The 18,554-nt window shown below is 42.1% G+C and carries 11 protein-coding genes and 1 pseudogene; 2 read left to right on the plus strand and 10 right to left on the minus strand.

Features of this window, described 5'->3' with window-relative positions:
* The 10 genes and pseudogenes from I588_RS12565 to I588_RS12605 all read right to left on the minus strand — a co-directional run.
* Positions 1 to 713, minus strand: a pseudogene (locus tag I588_RS12565) (hypothetical protein); the annotation flags it as partial.
* Positions 714 to 802: 89 nt separating this feature from the next.
* Positions 803 to 8,899, minus strand: a complete 8,097-nt coding sequence (locus I588_RS26875; RefSeq protein ID WP_016250062.1) for an LPXTG cell wall anchor domain-containing protein — start codon at positions 8,897 to 8,899, stop codon at positions 803 to 805.
* A 49-nt stretch (positions 8,900 to 8,948) separates the two neighbouring features.
* On the minus strand, positions 8,949 to 10,598 hold the full coding sequence (locus I588_RS12575) for a hypothetical protein (RefSeq protein WP_010759125.1): 1,650 nt from the start codon (positions 10,596 to 10,598) through the stop codon (positions 8,949 to 8,951).
* Positions 10,599 to 10,638: 40 nt separating this feature from the next.
* Positions 10,639 to 10,950, minus strand: coding sequence for a hypothetical protein (locus tag I588_RS12580; RefSeq protein ID WP_245569608.1), 312 nt, complete (start codon positions 10,948 to 10,950; stop codon positions 10,639 to 10,641).
* Positions 10,947 to 11,123, minus strand: a complete 177-nt coding sequence (locus I588_RS27590) for a hypothetical protein (RefSeq protein WP_010759127.1) — start codon at positions 11,121 to 11,123, stop codon at positions 10,947 to 10,949. Before I588_RS27590 ends, I588_RS12580 begins: the two co-directional genes overlap by 4 nt.
* On the minus strand, positions 11,124 to 11,963 hold the full coding sequence (locus I588_RS12585) for a DivIVA domain-containing protein (protein ID WP_010759128.1): 840 nt from the start codon (positions 11,961 to 11,963) through the stop codon (positions 11,124 to 11,126).
* A gap of 14 nt (positions 11,964 to 11,977) precedes the next feature.
* The gene (locus tag I588_RS12590) at positions 11,978 to 12,793 is read right to left on the minus strand and encodes a DivIVA domain-containing protein (protein WP_010759129.1); all 816 of its coding nucleotides are present in this window, start codon (positions 12,791 to 12,793) and stop codon (positions 11,978 to 11,980) included.
* 15 nt (positions 12,794 to 12,808) lie between these two features.
* Positions 12,809 to 14,551 (minus strand): glucosaminidase domain-containing protein, encoded by a 1,743-nt coding sequence (locus tag I588_RS12595; protein ID WP_081633059.1) that lies wholly within the window; start codon positions 14,549 to 14,551, stop codon positions 12,809 to 12,811.
* Between the two features lie 124 nt (positions 14,552 to 14,675).
* Positions 14,676 to 15,059, minus strand: a complete 384-nt coding sequence (locus I588_RS12600) for a DUF1149 family protein (RefSeq protein ID WP_010759131.1) — start codon at positions 15,057 to 15,059, stop codon at positions 14,676 to 14,678.
* A 443-nt stretch (positions 15,060 to 15,502) separates the two neighbouring features.
* Entirely contained in the window at positions 15,503 to 16,609 is a 1,107-nt protein-coding gene (locus tag I588_RS12605) for a tyrosine-type recombinase/integrase (RefSeq protein ID WP_010759132.1), read from the minus strand.
* Positions 16,610 to 17,136: 527 nt separating this feature from the next.
* Here I588_RS12605 and I588_RS12610 point away from each other — a divergent pair.
* Together I588_RS12610 and I588_RS12615 are read left to right on the plus strand one after the other, a co-directional pair.
* A complete protein-coding gene (locus I588_RS12610; protein WP_010759133.1) occupies positions 17,137 to 17,931 on the plus strand; it encodes a hypothetical protein in 795 nt (264 codons plus the stop codon).
* Positions 17,932 to 18,336: 405 nt separating this feature from the next.
* Entirely contained in the window at positions 18,337 to 18,552 is a 216-nt protein-coding gene (locus I588_RS12615; protein ID WP_010755458.1) for a DUF1659 domain-containing protein, read from the plus strand.
* The last annotated feature ends 2 nt before the right edge of the window (positions 18,553 to 18,554 follow it).

Raw genomic sequence — 18,554 nt, forward strand, 5'->3', positions numbered from 1 at the left:
AGTTCTCCTGTTTCGTAATATTCTTCTATTTCTGCCCATACGTCTGCTAAAAGCCTTTCCCAAGTAGCAGTATAGTCGATCAATTCTGCCGTTGTTACTGTCGGTTCTTTTCCAGCAGCATTAATCATCGTTTGCAGCGTTTCAAAGGGCGTATCCAAATAATTGTGATACGTTACCTCAGGTCCTAGATAAGTTCTAAGATCGTTTTTCTTTGCCACATTTGCTTTTCTAATCGCATCACTGCGCTCATTTCGCAACCTTGTAACAAATTCATCTAATTCTTTGGCAGCTTCCGCAAATTCTCCCTTAGCATTAATCAAGTCATTCTTTCTTACTTCTAAAACCCGGTTAATCCCATCCATTACTCCATCTTCATTGCTGACTAACTTAGCCTTTTCAAAAACGGGTAGGGCATATTGGTTATACGCATTTATTTCATTATTCGAGTTAAATTCTGGTCTTGGAATAAATTCATCGGAACCATTTGTCATGGTCACAATATTTTCAACGGTTTCAAAAGTAAAATTGGTTTCATTCGTATCCATCATAGGCGATTCATATCCTGTAGCATAAACATTCCCGATGGATAATGAGCTAATAAACAATGCGATAAATGGACTACTGGTAAAGATAAATTTTCTTCCATATTTACGGTAAATGATCTTTTTTTCTTCAGATGGCTGATATTTCTTTTTCATTTCATCAAAATTCATCAACAAACTCCTCCCTTTTAAGAAATGAGGTCACACAATATATTGGTATCTATTTGTGTGACCTCACTAGTCGGTTTTTATAAGCTTACTTATTCAGATAGTTCGCTTCCTTTTTTCTTTTTCTTTGAACCACCATAGAAAGTAAGTCCTAAGCCAACCATTCCTAAACCAGCAACTGAGTAGAGAAGTTGATTGTCTTCTGCTCCTGTGCTTGGAAGTGTCTTTTTACCAGCAGAATTCCCGAAACTATTGTTCGTATTTGTAAGTTTCTTTGGACCATCAGAATCTGAATCACTGTCCGAATCTGAGTCACTATCCGAGTCCGAATCACTGTCTGAATCTGAATCACTATCTGAGTCTGAGTCACTATCTGAGTCTGAGTCACTATCGGAATCTGAATCACTATCTGAGTCTGAGTCACTGTCCGAATCTGAGTCACTATCCGAGTCCGAATCACTGTCTGAATCCGAATCACTATCCGAATCTGAGTCACTATCTGAGTCCGAATCACTGTCTGAATCCGAATCACTATCCGAATCTGAGTCGCTATCCGAGTCCGAATCTGAGTCACTGTCCGAATCTGAATCGCTGTCCGAATCTGAGTCACTGTCCGAGTCTGAATCGCTGTCCGAATCTGAGTCACTATCGGAATCTGAATCGCTGTCGGAGTCCGAGTCACTGTCCGAATCTGAGTCACTGTCCGAGTCCGAATCACTGTCGGAGTCTGATTCAGAATCACCTTGAACTACAATACTTGCACTTTGACTTTCTTTATCTTCTTTGCCTTCTTGATGTCCTTTAACGATAGCAGTCACAATATCGCCTTCTTCAAGCACTCGTCCAGTCAATCTCGCATATTCATTAGCAATTTCCGCTAAATCATAGTAGAAGTTTCCACCTGGATCAACAGCTATTCCGCTAACAATCAACTGGTCATTCACATAGATATCCACTGTGTAAGTCCGATCATAATCCATGCTTTGACTCGGTACGCTTCCAGAAATAACAGTATCTCCAGCTTTATTAGGATTTAATGCTGGTGGATTGACCACCCAATGATCGTAATCAGCATCTGCATCACTATCGGAATCCGAATCACTGTCGGAATCTGAATCGCTGTCCGAGTCCGAATCACTATCCGAATCTGAGTCACTGTCTGAGTCTGAATCACTGTCTGAATCCGAATCACTATCCGAATCTGAGTCGCTGTCTGAGTCTGAATCGCTATCGGAATCTGAATCACTGTCCGAGTCTGAATCACTATCGGAATCTGAGTCGCTGTCTGAATCCGAATCACTATCGGAATCTGAGTCGCTGTCTGAATCCGAGTCACTGTCCGAGTCTGAATCGCTGTCGGAATCTGAATCACTGTCCGAATCTGAGTCACTATCCGAGTCTGAATCGCTGTCCGAGTCTGAGTCACTGTCGGAGTCCGAATCGCTGTCCGAGTCTGAGTCACTATCCGAATCTGAATCGCTATCTGAGTCCGAATCACTGTCCGAATCTGAGTCGCTATCCGAATCTGAGTCGCTATCCGAGTCTGAGTCGCTATCCGAGTCTGAATCACTGTCGGAGTCCGAGTCACTATCCGAGTCTGAATCGCTGTCCGAGTCCGAATCGCTGTCCGAGTCCGAATCACTGTCCGAATCGGAGTCACTATCCGAGTCTGAATCGCTGTCCGAGTCTGAGTCACTATCCGAGTCTGAATCGCTGTCCGAGTCCGAATCGCTATCGGAATCTGAATCACTGTCCGAATCTGAGTCGCTATCGGAATCTGAGTCGCTGTCCGAGTCTGAGTCGCTATCCGAGTCTGAATCACTGTCGGAGTCCGAGTCACTATCCGAGTCCGAATCACTGTCCGAATCGGAATCACTATCCGAGTCCGAGTCACTATCCGAATCGGAGTCGCTGTCGGAATCTGAATCACTATCGCTGTCTGAATCGGAGTCACTATCGGAATCTGAATCACTGTCCGAATCCGAGTCGCTATCTGAGTCCGAATCACTATCCGAGTCTGAATCGCTGTCCGAATCTGAGTCGCTATCGGAATCTGAATCACTGTCCGAATCTGAGTCGCTATCGGAATCGGAATCACTATCCGAGTCTGAGTCACTGTCCGAATCTGAGTCGCTATCGGAATCTGAGTCACTGTCCGAGTCTGAATCACTGTCCGAATCCGAGTCACTGTCCGAGTCTGAGTCGCTGTCGGAATCTGAATCACTGTCCGAATCTGAGTCACTATCGGAATCACTGTCGCTGTCCGAGTCACTATCCGAGTCTGAGTCACTATCGGAATCGGAATCGCTGTCCGAGTCGGAATCTGAGTCGCTGTCTGAGTCCGAATCACTGTCCGAATCGGAATCACTATCGGAATCTGAGTCGCTGTCTGAGTCTGAATCACTATCGGAATCTGAATCACTGTCCGAATCTGAGTCACTATCCGAATCGGAATCGCTGTCCGAATCGGAATCACTGTCTGAATCTGAGTCGCTGTCTGAGTCCGAATCACTGTCCGAATCGGAATCACTGTCTGAATCTGAGTCGCTGTCTGAGTCCGAATCACTGTCCGAATCTGAGTCACTATCCGAATCACTATCGGAATCACTGTCGCTGTCTGAGTCCGAATCACTGTCTGAATCTGAGTCGCTATCGGAATCTGAATCACTGTCTGAATCGGAATCACTATCGGAATCTGAGTCACTGTCCGAATCGGAATCACTATCGGAATCGGAGTCGCTGTCTGAGTCCGAATCACTGTCCGAATCTGAGTCACTATCCGAATCCGAGTCACTGTCCGAGTCTGAATCGCTATCGGAATCTGAGTCGCTGTCTGAGTCTGAATCACTGTCCGAATCGGAATCACTATCGGAATCTGAGTCGCTGTCTGAGTCTGAATCACTGTCCGAGTCTGAGTCGCTGTCCGAATCACTATCCGAGTCCGAATCACTGTCCGAATCACTGTCGCTGTCCGAGTCTGAATCACTGTCCGAATCTGAGTCACTATCTGAATCGGAATCACTGTCCGAATCGGAATCACTATCTGAATCTGAGTCGCTGTCTGAGTCTGAATCACTGTCCGAGTCTGAGTCGCTGTCCGAATCACTGTCCGAATCACTGTCGCTGTCCGAGTCTGAGTCACTGTCTGAATCGGAATCGCTGTCCGAGTCTGAATCACTGTCCGAATCTGAGTCACTATCTGAATCTGAGTCGCTGTCTGAGTCCGAATCACTGTCTGAATCTGAGTCGCTGTCTGAGTCCGAATCACTGTCCGAATCTGAGTCACTATCTGAATCGGAATCGCTGTCCGAGTCCGAATCACTGTCTGAGTCCGAATCACTGTCTGAATCGGAATCACTATCTGAATCTGAGTCGCTGTCTGAGTCCGAATCACTGTCTGAATCACTGTCCGAGTCTGAGTCGCTGTCTGAGTCCGAATCACTGTCTGAATCGGAATCACTGTCCGAGTCTGAGTCGCTGTCCGAATCCGAGTCGCTGTCTGAGTCTGAATCACTGTCCGAATCACTGTCTGAGTCCGAATCGCTATCCGAATCTGAATCACTGTCTGAGTCTGAATCACTGTCCGAATCGGAATCACTGTCTGAATCTGAGTCGCTATCCGAGTCCGAATCGCTGTCTGAATCTGAGTCACTATCCGAGTCTGAATCACTGTCCGAATCTGAGTCACTATCCGAATCCGAGTCACTATCCGAGTCTGAATCACTATCTGAATCTGAGTCGCTATCCGAGTCCGAATCGCTGTCTGAATCTGAGTCACTATCCGAGTCTGAATCACTGTCTGAGTCCGAGTCACTATCCGAATCCGAGTCACTATCCGAGTCTGAATCGCTGTCTGAGTCTGAGTCACTATCCGAATCCGAGTCCGAATCTGAATCACTGTCGCTGTCTGAATCTGAGTCGCTATCTGAGTCCGAATCACTATCAGAATCGGAGTCCGAATCACTATCTGAATCTGAGTCTGAATCGCTGTCCGAGTCTGAATCACTGTCCGAATCCGAGTCGCTATCGGAATCTGAGTCACTGTCCGAGTCTGAGTCACTGTCTGAATCTGAATCACTATCGGAATCCGAATCGCTGTCGGAATCTGAATCACTATCGGAATCTGAATCACTGTCGCTGTCTGAATCGCTATCCGAGTCTGAATCACTGTCCGAATCTGAGTCACTATCCGAGTCTGAATCGCTGTCTGAATCCGAATCGCTATCCGAATCTGAATCACTGTCTGAGTCTGAATCGCTATCTGAGTCCGAATCACTGTCTGAATCTGAGTCACTATCCGAGTCTGAATCGCTGTCCGAGTCTGAGTCGCTATCGGAATCTGAATCACTGTCCGAGTCTGAGTCGCTATCGGAATCACTGTCGGAATCCGAGTCACTATCAGAATCTGAGTCTGAATCACTGTCGGAATCCGAATCACTGTCGGAATCCGAATCGCTATCTGAGTCCGAATCACTGTCTGAATCTGAATCGCTATCTGAGTCCGAATCACTGTCTGAATCTGAGTCACTATCCGAGTCCGAATCACTATCCGAATCTGAGTCACTATCGGAGTCTGAATCGCTATCCGAATCTGAATCACTATCCGAGTCTGAATCGCTGTCGGAATCCGAGTCGCTATCCGAGTCTGAATCACTATCCGAGTCTGAATCGCTGTCGGAATCCGAGTCGCTATCCGAATCTGAATCACTATCCGAGTCTGAATCGCTGTCGGAATCCGAGTCGCTATCCGAATCTGAATCGCTATCCGAGTCTGAATCGCTGTCGGAATCTGAATCACTATCTGAATCCGAGTCACTGTCCGAATCCGAGTCGCTATCCGAATCTGAATCGCTATCCGAATCTGAATCACTGTCGGAATCTGAATCACTATCCGAGTCCGAGTCGCTATCGGAATCTGAGTCGCTATCCGAGTCTGAGTCACTATCGGAATCTGAATCGCTATCTGAGTCTGAATCACTGTCCGAATCCGAGTCGCTGTCTGAATCCGAATCACTATCTGAATCTGAGTCGCTATCCGAATCTGAATCGCTATCCGAATCTGAATCACTGTCGCTGTCTGAATCACTATCCGAATCTGAGTCGCTGTCCGAGTCTGAATCACTATCGGAATCTGAGTCGCTGTCCGAGTCTGAATCGCTATCCGAATCTGAATCACTGTCCGAATCTGAGTCACTATCCGAGTCTGAGTCACTGTCTGAATCTGAATCGCTGTCCGAGTCCGAATCACTATCTGAATCTGAATCGCTATCGGAATCTGAGTCACTATCTGAATCTGAATCACTATCGGAATCTGAGTCACTATCCGAATCCGAGTCGCTGTCCGAATCTGAGTCACTGTCCGAGTCTGAGTCACTGTCTGAGTCCGAATCGCTATCGGAATCTGAATCGCTGTCTGAATCCGAGTCACTATCCGAATCTGAATCACTGTCTGAGTCTGAATCGCTATCCGAATCGCTTTCATCATCATTTAGTTCTAGTCTTATCTGTGTGTCTTCACTTAAGTCTTCCATTTCTACTATTGGAGCTCTGTATCCTTGTTCTTCATCTGTTGGATCAATCCATAGTAAGGGTTGTCCATTCTCATCTACTGGTGTATATCCTTCTCTATAAGGAATGATCTGATCTTGATTATTGGTCCTCGGATCCCCATTTGGATTGTTTTCATATTTAATGGGTTCTCCTATTTGATTCCCATTCTCATCAACAAAAACATAGCTACCCATCTCTTCAAAGGTACAATCAATTATTACTTCTCCGCTAGAATCAACTCTTCCAAGTGTCAATTCCGGAGCGCTTTCAATGCCTGAGAATTCTATATCAACCATATGATATCCTTGAATCGCGGTTATCATGTCAGGAATATCATCCCCAACTAATGCATCATCAATAACGATAGGTTCTCGCAGCACTTCACCTTCACTGTCAACAAAATTATAGGTTATCGTTGCACTGTTTGGTGTTAACGTTAGTACCGTGTCTTCTAAAGGATCAGCAGGAGTTATAGTTGCTCCATTTTCATAAACAGTTCCGTCTGCACCTTCTAAATGATAGCCTGCAGGCACACCACTGACAGTAAGATTTGCGACTGTCGTTAAATTAGCATTCACTGTATAGCGTGCATCTGTTAAACCAGTTAATTCATCTGAACCCCTATAAGCTGTTGTGTCATAATCCCACATACCCACTTCTTTGTAGAGATATTCAACCTTTTGTTCTGCGTCAGCAAGCACTGTGTAACGATTCTGTGGAAGTGGATTAGTTAAAAGATACCCTTGCGCTCTATAATCGCCTGGTCTAGCATTCAAAATACTACCAGTAGTTCCTGTCAGTTCTCTTGTAGTACCTAGTTGTCGGATTTTTTGATCTTCTGCGTCAACTAAATAATCTTCAACATATACAGTTCGTTCCAAGGCGCGATAAATGAAAGTTACTTCTTCATTTGTATTCTCTGTGAAAGTGTATTCATAAGTCCCATCTTCTTTAGTGATAAAATTATCTGGCGCACTTTGTACTTCTACAAATTCATAGCCGGCAATTTCTTTTGGCGTAATTCCCTTAGCTTCATCTGGGAAACCATAGGAAATTGCTTCAGATACATCAACTGTATCGCCATCCGCTGTTTCGTAGTTTGCTGTTAGTGAACTTTGGCTTACAACAGCTACAACGTTAGGAACTGTACTTACACTTCCTGATGTTTCACTGCCAATGCTATCCGTATAACTATAGTTTGCAGTATGAATTGCTGAGTCATCCTCGAAATCTATACGTGCATTTAGCCCAAGGGATATTACATCCCGCGAATAAATTGTGTTAATCGCATTTATCATATTTGGATCTGTATATGTTATTCCCAAATGCTTTTCAAAGAAATCGACTGGTGACTCAGGTTGCAAAGCTTGATATTGATAAGTATCCCGAATGTTGTAACCGTTTCGTTCGTTTCCAATATTTGTTGCAAATGTATACTCTCCAGACCCTTTATCAATAAAAGCATATGAGTTTGGCCCAGACTCACGTAAAGCAGCTTCAATTGCATCATCTGATGAATCTGATGGTAGTTCAAGTTGTGTATAGCTAGTCCTCATACTCAAACTAACAACAGTATCAATCATACTGCCATCACCCGATGGATTTGGAACGTATAGCCTGCTCCAAGTAGCGTAAATAGGATATATTTCTTGTACTTCGGAATCAGTTGAAAAATGAGTCATTTGAATTATATCTTCATCATTGACACTGTATAGATTTTCAGTAACCCCTCCAGGAAGAGCGCCAGAAACTAATGTTGTATTAGTGTATGTGTGCGAAAAAGCCATTACAGTTGGACCAACTGCTTGGCCTCCTCCACCGATACCTCGAACAACTCTTGTACCTGCTAGAGTCCTTGATGTATTGAGTGTTCGAACCCGCACTCCAGAAACATAAATGTTAATTGGTTCAGCAACCATACAATTTCTTCCTGCATCATAACTATAAACAAATGCTACTGGACTACCTGGTAACGTTACGTTTATCTCCTTCTTGTTCTCTATTCGTTGGTTAACAGTCAACTGAAAACCAACATTATCCGAAACAAATGAGATTCTTCCAACTCCAGAAATATTAGCTCCCAATCCGGAAAAGAGACTTATTCCACGCCTATCTGAAACTATGGGAATCGTAATTTTATCCCCAACTTCAATCGTATTATTTGAATTATCAATCACTAGAGAGAATTGGACTCCGCTATTTACTCCCGTACTATCAGTTGAATCAGAAGTTACAGGTATAGGAGTTCCACTTGCATTTACTCGTGTAAAACCACTAATGGAAGCTTCAGAGTCCTCCCCCGCAACCCAAGTAGTCGACCCATCAGGATTCTCAGTAGCTAAGGGCTGAATCTGCTGTGTGGTCGTGTCAACCTCAGTATTCGCCACTTCATTTCCTGCTTGTGCCACTTCCTCCACTGGATCACTACTAGCAACAGTGCCTATCTCTTCACCAGTTGTGACATCCGCAACCTCATTCTCTGTCGCATGTGCAACCATATTACTTGCTGGAACTGCAACCGTACTGACCAACATTGCCCCAGCAACGCCGCCTTTAACTACCCAATTCTTTTTCACCTTGTGCATCCGGTATTTCTTGATCGGTTCATGCCGATAAACCATTTTCCTTCTCTTACTCATACGTTTTGCAACTCCCCTTTTTGCTATTTTCTCCCTTTATATCTAGTTACTAGTTGTAGAAATAGGTATAGAAATTGATCAGTCCGCTTAGGAAATGCTCCTGATCATCAATCCGCATCCGGAATTTATCGTGTCTGGTGTAGAAGCCATTGACAATCTTATCTGGTCGTTTCATAAACATTGCCATTTCAGGATGCATTACTCCTTTTTCGATTTCGATTACGGCTCGTTTAATGGCGACTTGCTGCAAGCGCCAGAAATCAGTTTTTGAGACAAATTGAGTAAACTTTCCCTTTTTATAATCATCGGACGCTTTCAACTGATCCGTCATTTTGATGGCTGCCATTAGTAATTCCAACAGCGTTGGATAGGCGGTATCGCGATGCTCGATAAAGTTTAAATTCTCAAAGGCATTCTTTAAACCAAATTCATAGTATTTTTGTTCTTTTAGGTACAACAAAATCTCATTGGTGGCGTAGCTCAACCAGTGATCGTGGTATCGTTCATAGTTTTTGGCTACAAAACGATCAAATAATTTTTTTGCTAGTGCCAGATGTTGCGGATTTTTCGTGATGGCATAGCCTCGCAAAATACTAAAAACAGCTTCTCCATCGTAGTAAATGATATTGAACTTTTTCTTGGTCTCGAGATTCTCATCTAAGATATGTGTCGTTTCGCCTTTTTCATCGACAAAGTGGCGTTCCATCCCTAGAATTAACTGATTAATCGCTGTTTCGTATTTGGTGTTCCCAGTAATCAGTTGGAACTTCGCTAACGCTAAAACAGCTAACGCTTGTGCCCCCAGTTTGACCGAAATACCCGATGCCGCTTTTTCTTTGATATACAACGCATCTTCTCTTTGAATCGTTAGATTGGATAGTCCCCAATCCAAGCCTTGTTCTGAAGCCTTCAATTCTTCGGTTTGCTTTAGATACTCTTGGGCTTCTAACAAAGCATACAAACTGGAGAAATGTCGAACAGAATTGTAGCCAGTTAACTGGTAATCATAAGTTGGATAGTAGCCGTAAACGAACTGACCAGAATCCTGTATTTGCCGTTGCAAAAAAGCAGCACCCTGTTCGATTGCGCAATCAATAGATGGTGGTAATGTTTTGTAATCTACCGTACGCATCCCTGCTTGATCAGGTTGAGTAGACAAAGGTAACCAATTGCCTGCTTCCAGGTAATACCCCTGGGTTTCAAACACGTAGAATTTACGTTGGGGAATTTTGTTCTTTAGTGTTTGTCCATATTTTTTCTTCATGTAACTGTCGATATTCTTCTGATCAAAAGACAATTCAGGTGAATTGAACCCTACCTTGTGATTGGCTGATGGCTTGATCAGGGCATTGCCCATCAGTTCTTCTGCTAGAAAAGCGGTATTGAATTTCTTATCAAAAGCAATCCCTCTGCGAAAATAATTATTCCGCGTAACAACGGAAAACTTTCGCATTAATTCTAGATAGCTACATTCTTCAATGGTTTTGACTACGTCTACTCGAATGTATTGCTTCTTACTATCGGCTTTTGCTAGTTCTTTTTTTAACCAATCGATGCAGCCTTCTAAGTTTGCTGCTCGGATATTTTTTACCTTGGCTCGCTCGTTGCCTTTGGAAACAGATAAGAATAGGTGTCGTTCATTTGTCTCAATCGGCACTTGTTTTAGTAATCGTTCCAGCTTTGTTACTTGTTGCTCCACTCAAAAACGTTCCCTTCTCCAACAATCTTCTTGCCGTTGTTTATCGCCAACGGCCGCGCTTCGGTCCCCAGCTGTTCACCATCGGTTTACTGTCTGGTGAGACACGCTCGGGGCTGTCATCTGTATCAGCTTCCCAAGGATACAGACCGTTCTCATCTTTTTCATAGGTAGCTTCAATCCGCTGATTCTCTTCTTCTGCTGTAATCTGGCGATGCTTCCACCGATTTTGTAAATAGCGTACCGCCATCATGGTAAAGGTGAGGGAGATAAGGATTCGTCTAAAGTTGAATCCACTCGCCCCAGCAGCGAGTTCCAACGAAGAAAGTCCTACCGTTTGAAGGATTTGCATCATGATCGCCTCAGCTCCTTTACTCGATCCGCCAACAATAAAATCTCTTTCAGGGTTTTGTACTCCTTGAATTCATAGAGAAACACGACCTTGTGATTGAATTTTTTCGCCAAGGTGAGATAGCGCAGCACAAAAGGATCATAGATGGAAGTTAGCCGCGGCTCTTCATTCTTCACTTACATAACCTCTTTTTCCTGTTCCAGCACATGGATCGTTGGCTGGTGGATGATTTTGGTTTCCTTTCGTACGGCTTCGTTTTTCTTAGTGAGTGTTTCAATACTGTCGGTATATTCTTGGCTGATCTCTTGTCTGGTCGCTGTCATCATGCCTGCGAAGGTTTGAATTTCATTGTGAAGCTCGGCTTTCAGCTGGACTAGTTCTTGCTGCTTGTGTTCTAGAATCTGCCGTTGTTGTTCTAGCTCAGCTGCCTGATCTTCTTGTTCCTTTTGCAAGGCACTGATTTCCAACTTACTATTGAAGAGATTTTGGAGTCGCTCTTCTTCGGCTTGGTTTCTCATAGCTTGCGTTTGTTGTTCCGCCTCAGATAGTAATGTCTTCTTTTGATGCTCAGCAGCAGTCAGCACATCTTGTTTTTTGCGTTCCGCTTCTTCCAATAGTTTGTTGGCAGCTTTTTCAGCGGCCTCCAAGGTTTGTTGGGCAATCCGCTTCATCTTGGAAATGTCTTGATATTCCAGATGCAGCTGCTTGAACTGGTCCCATTCGGCTTTTTGTGTTCGTAGTTGAGTTAATTCTGCTTCTAATTGTTGAAGCTTCTGTAGTAAATTGTTCTTTTCAGTTTCTTGCTGCGTAGTTAAACGCTGTTGACTGTTTTGTTTTGATGCCAATTCCTTCTCTAATTTCTCTTTGTCCTCAATCAGACGACGAATCCGTTCGTCATAGGTTTCGTAGTCATCGGCAACGTTTCGCAAGAAATCATTGACATCGCTTTGGCGAAAACCGCCTAAGGCGTTCTTCTTAAAGGTGAGCTTGCGCAGCTCCACTGCTTCAAAATTCATGGATTCCTTCCTTTCTATGCTTGGATTTGATGCAGCTTGTCTTCAAAGGTCTGTTGCCAGTTTTGCCACTTCACATCGTTGACTTTGGCTAAGGCTTCTTTGTAGTCGTAGATCAGTGTGTCGCGGAAGTTGATTTCTTCTCGTTTGGCTGCTTCAATTTCCTGTTTGGTTTGAGCCATTTCCTCCGCCAACAAACTCAGTTCGTGTTTGGCTTGTTGCAGCATCACTTCTTTTTCCTGTTCCAGCTTGCGCAACTCTTCTTGGCAGTAGGCATCTACTTCTTGTTTTCTCTGTTCAGCTTCATTCAATGCGTTTCTCGCTTGCAGCTGCAGGGCATTACGTCTGGCTTCAGCTTCTTTCAAGATCGTTGCCTGTTCTTCCTTGGCTTCTTTAATAATGCGGCCCCGTTCCACATGGGCTTCTTCAATGATCTTGGCGCCTTCTCGTTCAGCACTGCGCTCAATTTCTAGTGCTGTTTCCTGTGAAATCAGAATCGCTTCCTGGAAGGTACTGCTGGATTTCTTAGCAGCTTCCTGTTCTTTTTCCAGTGAGACCTGCTTTAACCGTTCTTCTAGCACTTCCATGCGTTTCTTCTGTTCATGGAGTTCGATTACATAACGAGAGCGTTCTTTACTGAACTCGTCTTCCTGCTTCTTCTGGCGCTCCGTGATCATTTCGATGTCTTCTTTTAAATCCTCTTTGTCCTGTTCAAAGCGCCGATAATCCTTGGCTACATAATGGAGGAAATCATCCACATCGTATTTGCGATAGCCGGAAAATGATGCGACGGGGAAGGTCGTCTTTTTAATCTTTTCTGAATCAAATTTCATCCAATCCCACCTTTCCTAAAACAACACAGTCGCTGGATCAACCAGCCGTTCCACTGCTAATGTTGAATCTAAGCACAATTCAAAGTGCAAATGGCTGCCGGTACTGTTACCAGTTGAGCCAACAAACCCGATTGTTTGTCCTTGTTCTACCCGCTCCCCTGCATTGACTGCGAAGTTGCGTTGGTGGGCGTACAAGGTGGTTTCACCGTTGTCGTGTTGAATCACAACGTAGTTGCCCCATGAATAGTGGTATTCTGCAATCAATACTGTGCCCGCTTTACTAGCGAAAATAGGCATGCCTTCTCCTGCAGCTAAGTCAATCCCGCGATGGAATTCACTGCCACGCATCCCAAAGGAACTAGACACGACAAAATCATTTAATGGTAGTAAATACCCCGATGAAGCGACTTGATTAGTTGCTGTCCCCTCTTCTTTCGGATGATCGTATTGGGTTAAATTGTAGGTTTCAATTAGCCCATTCAGTTTCTTGTTGTAAGAAGTGTCTGTTGCATACTTGCCAGTTAAGAAGGCTGTGGCCTCTTCATAATTCTCTGTTGTAGTCTTCCAAGCACCCTTATAAAAATCAGAGTTACCGGAAATCCCTTCTTTTAACAGCTTGGCATAATCTTCAAAGCAATCTTCGTAATCGTCGTAGGCTCTGAAGCTGGCTTGAATGGTAGTCATATTGCCGCCACCAGTATCTTCTTGAGTGGCAAAGCTGACACTCTTGCCTTCGTGTTGTCCTTTGATGCCGAATAAATTGTAATTCGGCGCTTGCGCCAATTGGCTACCACCAGAACCCGATTCCAGAATCGCTTGAGCGATCATAACTGAGGCATACAAATTATGCTCTTGCCCGACTTCTCTTGCGGCTTCCCCAATTTCTTCAATGAACTCTGTCGTTGTCAAATTCCGATCAAACTTAATGGACCCATGACTAGGCGTCGTTTGTATTGGGCCAACCGGGACAACATTTTCCGGTGAGTGAACAACGATCGGTTCAGGCGCTGGTTCTTGAACGGGTTGTTCCACAGGCTGTTGCACATAATTGACTTCATATTCTGATTCAGTTGTCGGAACCTCTTTTTCCGGTTCAGCTGGTTTTGGCTGTTCGGGTGCTGGAGCTTCCGGTTTAGGTTCTGGTGTTGGTTCCTCTGGCTCTGGTTTTTCTGGTTCTGGTGTTGGAGCTGGCTCTTCTTCTGGCTCAGGAACAGGTGTCGGCTGTTCTTCCTCCTCTTCATCAATTGGATCTGTAGTTGGTGTCTCCACCTCTTCTGAAGGATCCGGAGTAGGTGTTTCAACTTCTTCTTCAGAATTTGGGATTGGTTCTTCTCCAGTGCTAGAATCAATTGCTGGTGCTTCCAAAGCTTCTTGTTCTTTATTAATTAATGTTTCTTCTGTATTAGAATTTAATTGTTTTTCTGGAGAAACATTTTTTGCTGCATTACTTGTCTCATTCTCTGTAGTTATTGGTGTTCCTTCATTCGCTTCAACGTTTGGTGCAGGTTTGACTTGGGTGACACTTGTTTCAGCCACTTCTGCTTTCGCTGAAGAGTCGAAAGTAATAGAGCCACTAGTTGATGTCTTTTCACTTACTGCTTGATTTTCAGTTGGAATAACTTCTTCTGCCGCATGAGCCAAAACAGAAGTACTGTTTAAGGCAATCGAAGCTGAACCTAATAGAGTCGTAGTCCCAATGATTCCTTTTTTAAATTTTGGATGCTTGCTTCTTGAACGAAAAACTTCTTGTTTCCACATTCGCTGATATTTTTTCAACTGACTTCTCTCCTCGCATTTATTACGCTTAACATTTTTAACTAAATTAACGTGTTTCTTGAATAATTCTTCTGTTTTCTATATGATTATTATATTTGTAGAAAAATCAATCGTTCATTTGATTAAAATCCAGTGATATCCCTGGTTCATTTAAGGCAATTTCACTAATTTCATAGGTTAAACGCTGAACAAGTTCTAATAAGGGGGTGACTAATTCAGCGATTTCGTTCTCAGTAAGATCCTCCTCAGTTTCTATGCGTTTATTTTTAATGTGGTTGATTTGGCTGATCCCACCAGAAACTTTGAGTTTTTTTACTGTTAGTGAAAAATCCAATCGAGTCCCGATGGTACTTGTCTCATGTTCCAATGATTCAGGTTGCTCTGTATCTAATGGAAGAATACTTAAATTGAGAACTTGGTCCGTAGTGTCTTCTTTTATTCGATCATAATGAAACGATTCCACTAACGGGTTGCGTCTATGAATGTCCATGGCCTTCCCTCCTGGGTACTTATTACCAATTACTTTATTGATATAAATCAATTAAAGTAATCAATTAAAAATTATTGAACCAATTATCGTCTTCTTTTAAAAAAGAGAGTTACGAATCACTAATTTACGTTAAAAAACTTACGTTTATTTTTCTTGGTCTTAATCAGACTAAGAAAAGCATTAAAAACCCCGTAAAAACAGCAAAAAAACCGTCAATAGACGGCTTTAGACGGCAAAAAGGTTGTTGTGAAACTTTTTTTGCCTTTTGGCTATAAAATAATATTTCTCCCTATAAAACTAAAATAGCATTTCTTATTTCATTTCTCTATCTCGATTTGGTAGATCGAGAGAACTATCAAGAAATTTAACTGAGTGATCACTCATTTTTTTAAAAGAAAAAAAGCTACCCCAAAAAAAAACATCAAAAATTTTTTTTTTAGAATTTAGCTGATTGCTCGTTCCATTTGTTCAACGACAAGAACCTTTTGCTCCATTAAAGAGGACGTATAGGTATCTAACGTTAGCTTAGCTGAGCTATGGCCCATTAACTGGCTAACACTCTTAATATCCCCATTACTTTCAATACAGCGAGTCGCAAATGTATGACGCAACTGGTGGAAATGAATATGTTCCAGCTTGGCTCTTTCTCGAATTTTATGGAAATGATAGGTTAACAGCCTTGGTTCTGAAGGGTTTGCCTTACTAGAGAAGACAAAATTGCCTGCTGATTGCTTTTTATGCTGCAGCAGCGCTGTTCTTAATGTCTGGCTCATCGGAATTGAACGGACAGAAGCGGCTGTTTTTGAACTTGTGTAAACCAATTCAGTCTTTTTGTTTTCTACTACTGTAAACACGCGTTGAAAGGTTGATTTAACTTGGATTAAATTTCTTTCAAAATCAATATCCTGCCAGGCTAATGCGGACACTTCGCCGATCCGAAGACCTGCATGCAACGCTAAGAGAATAGGTAGACCTTTGCCTTTTTCTTCTGCTACAGCTGCTTTTTCCAACTCTTTTTGTTCCGTCTTAGTCAAGGCTTGATCACCTTTCTTCATTATTTTTGGCAATTTAATTGAAGAGAAAGGGTTACGTGTTAAATGATTCTCTTGTATAGCATAATTAATACATTGATTGACAATTCTGAATATCGCTTGGATTGTTGAAGGCTTCAAGCGGCGTTCTTGTAGAGAAACCAACAATTTCTTTGCAGCTTCATGATCCAACTCGTTCAATTGACAATCGCCAATTGTAGATAGTACATAATAAGTCAGTTTATGTCGGTAATTGGCATAGGTAGATTGTTTAATTTCTGACTGCACAGTGTTTAACCAAAAATGGCTCCATTCCTGCAAAGTGATACAGCTTTCTCCCTGAGTCTGGCGGATAATTTGATATTTCAACTTCAAAGGATATAGTTTTTCTCGTACTTCTTTTAAAGTCTTGCCGTACACTGAACGATACTTAGGCTTGCCATTTTCTTTTCTGCCAATCCAAAATCTCCCTTCCCATCTTTTATCTTTCCGTTTGTAGATATTTTCGCCTCTGCGCATACTCTACCAGCCTTTCTATTTTTATGACGGTATTTTTGACGGCTCAAAGAAACCGCCTAATATCTAGGTGTTTTCGACACCTGTTTATCAGCACAATAAACTTTATTGTTCATAATAATTATTTTTTTAAAACTTATTGCGTATTTTTTCTTAGTATTCTATAATTAGTAAAGCAAAGTGTTTAATTATTGATTCTGAATGAATCATTAGTTTTTATAGTCCTTAGTCTGATTAAAACTAAGAAACTATATAGTCGAAAATTAATTCTAAGCAGCAACTATTCTCTCACTAATTCTATTTATATCTGTTATAAACTTTTCACAACGGAATATATCATTATCTAAGTATATAATATTTTAACGATAATATAAACATTTAAATATTATTCTGTGAAACACTTTATTGTATGTAACCTTATATGAATAATCAATTGTTGTTATTTTATGTTTTTTGATTAAATTTCAGGTATAATAGGATAGCAATGATTCTATCATTCAAAACTATTATCTTGAAAGTGAGTGAAATTTATGACAGATTACAAAAAAACAATGGATTCTAATAATGAAAGCGATACACCTACTCTACACTTGGACTGTGACAACTGGTCATCAGACTGGGAGGAGGCGATTGACCAAGCTCTTCCTCATTTCTCCCGTATGGAAGTTCCCATGATCCACTGCGTCCTGCCTATTCCTGGGAAGGCCGAAACCCTCATTTTTTATAATGATAATCAGTGTTACCATTCGAGAAATCGGACATTGACTACTTTGCAGCACAAGGAAGAAGCTGTTCTTTTTCAAGATTACACGGTAACTTGTCGAGTGCTGGATCGTCTAGGTGATTTCTTGCAACGGAGAAATCCTATAATTAGCGACAATTTCGTGCTATTCCCCTTAACTGCGCCAAAACATTCCATTTGGATAAACCCTTTATCTATCGTTGAAATTAAAGAGATTGGGCAACGAACCTTTATTCAATTAGCGAGTGGTCCTGGATTGTTCGTACGAGTCAAAAAGCCAACCCTCGTAAACTATTCAGCCAATGCGTTATTGGCTTATGCTTGTTCTAAGCGGGATTTGTCAGGAAGTGCACCACTTCAAACAGAACAGCCCTTGGATATCATTTCTCTATCGAACACTCCGTTCGCTCGTCAGATTAGTAAAAAACACAAATTGCATACGTTTAAGATTCCAGCAGGAGACTACCGCTCTGCTCTTTTTGCCGAGAGCATTCTTAGCTATTTCTTGAACTTGATGCGATATGTTGACTTGGAAAATCTTACGGTTGAAAAGCTTACTGAGCTATTAAGAGCTTACAAATAACAATTAATAGGCAGTCGATTTGTCTGAGAAAAGACAAGTCGACTGCTATTTTTTTGTGTTTCCCTATCAAAAAAAGCATCTTTTTGGAAAAAAATCTCAAAAATTATTTATACCTCATATTCCTTGATTTAACAACATTTCTAGCACTTTTCTCCTCTTTTTCTAACCAAAAAGACAAAAAAATTTTGGGATAGTTATAGGGGGCCTTTTTTCATTTCATTTTTTTCAATACCTTATTAAATCAACCTTTTCAAAAAATAAAGGGTGCCTATAACTACCCAAACCTGCCTATAACTCGACTTTCTTTTTTTCGCAAAATCCGATATCTTTTAGTCACCGGCCGGGAAACAAAACAAGCACCATAATCCAAAATAAAAAAACATTATAGAAAACGGAGGAATCGAAATGATACAAAAATTGGGCACAAAATTACAAGTACAAATTGAACAAGCAGGTGAAGACAAACAGAAGAAAGTGAACTTTTCAAACGTGATTGACAATCCACCTGAAGAAGATGTGGTGAAGTTAGGAGAAATTATGGCAGATTTATCTCAACAAGGCAGCTCATTGGATAGTGTGATTATGACTGTGCAGTCACGTATCACGAAGGAGGTTGAATAAGC

The sequence above is a fragment of the Enterococcus pallens ATCC BAA-351 genome, assembly GCF_000407485.1.
GTDB classification, from domain to species: domain Bacteria; phylum Bacillota; class Bacilli; order Lactobacillales; family Enterococcaceae; genus Enterococcus_A; species Enterococcus_A pallens.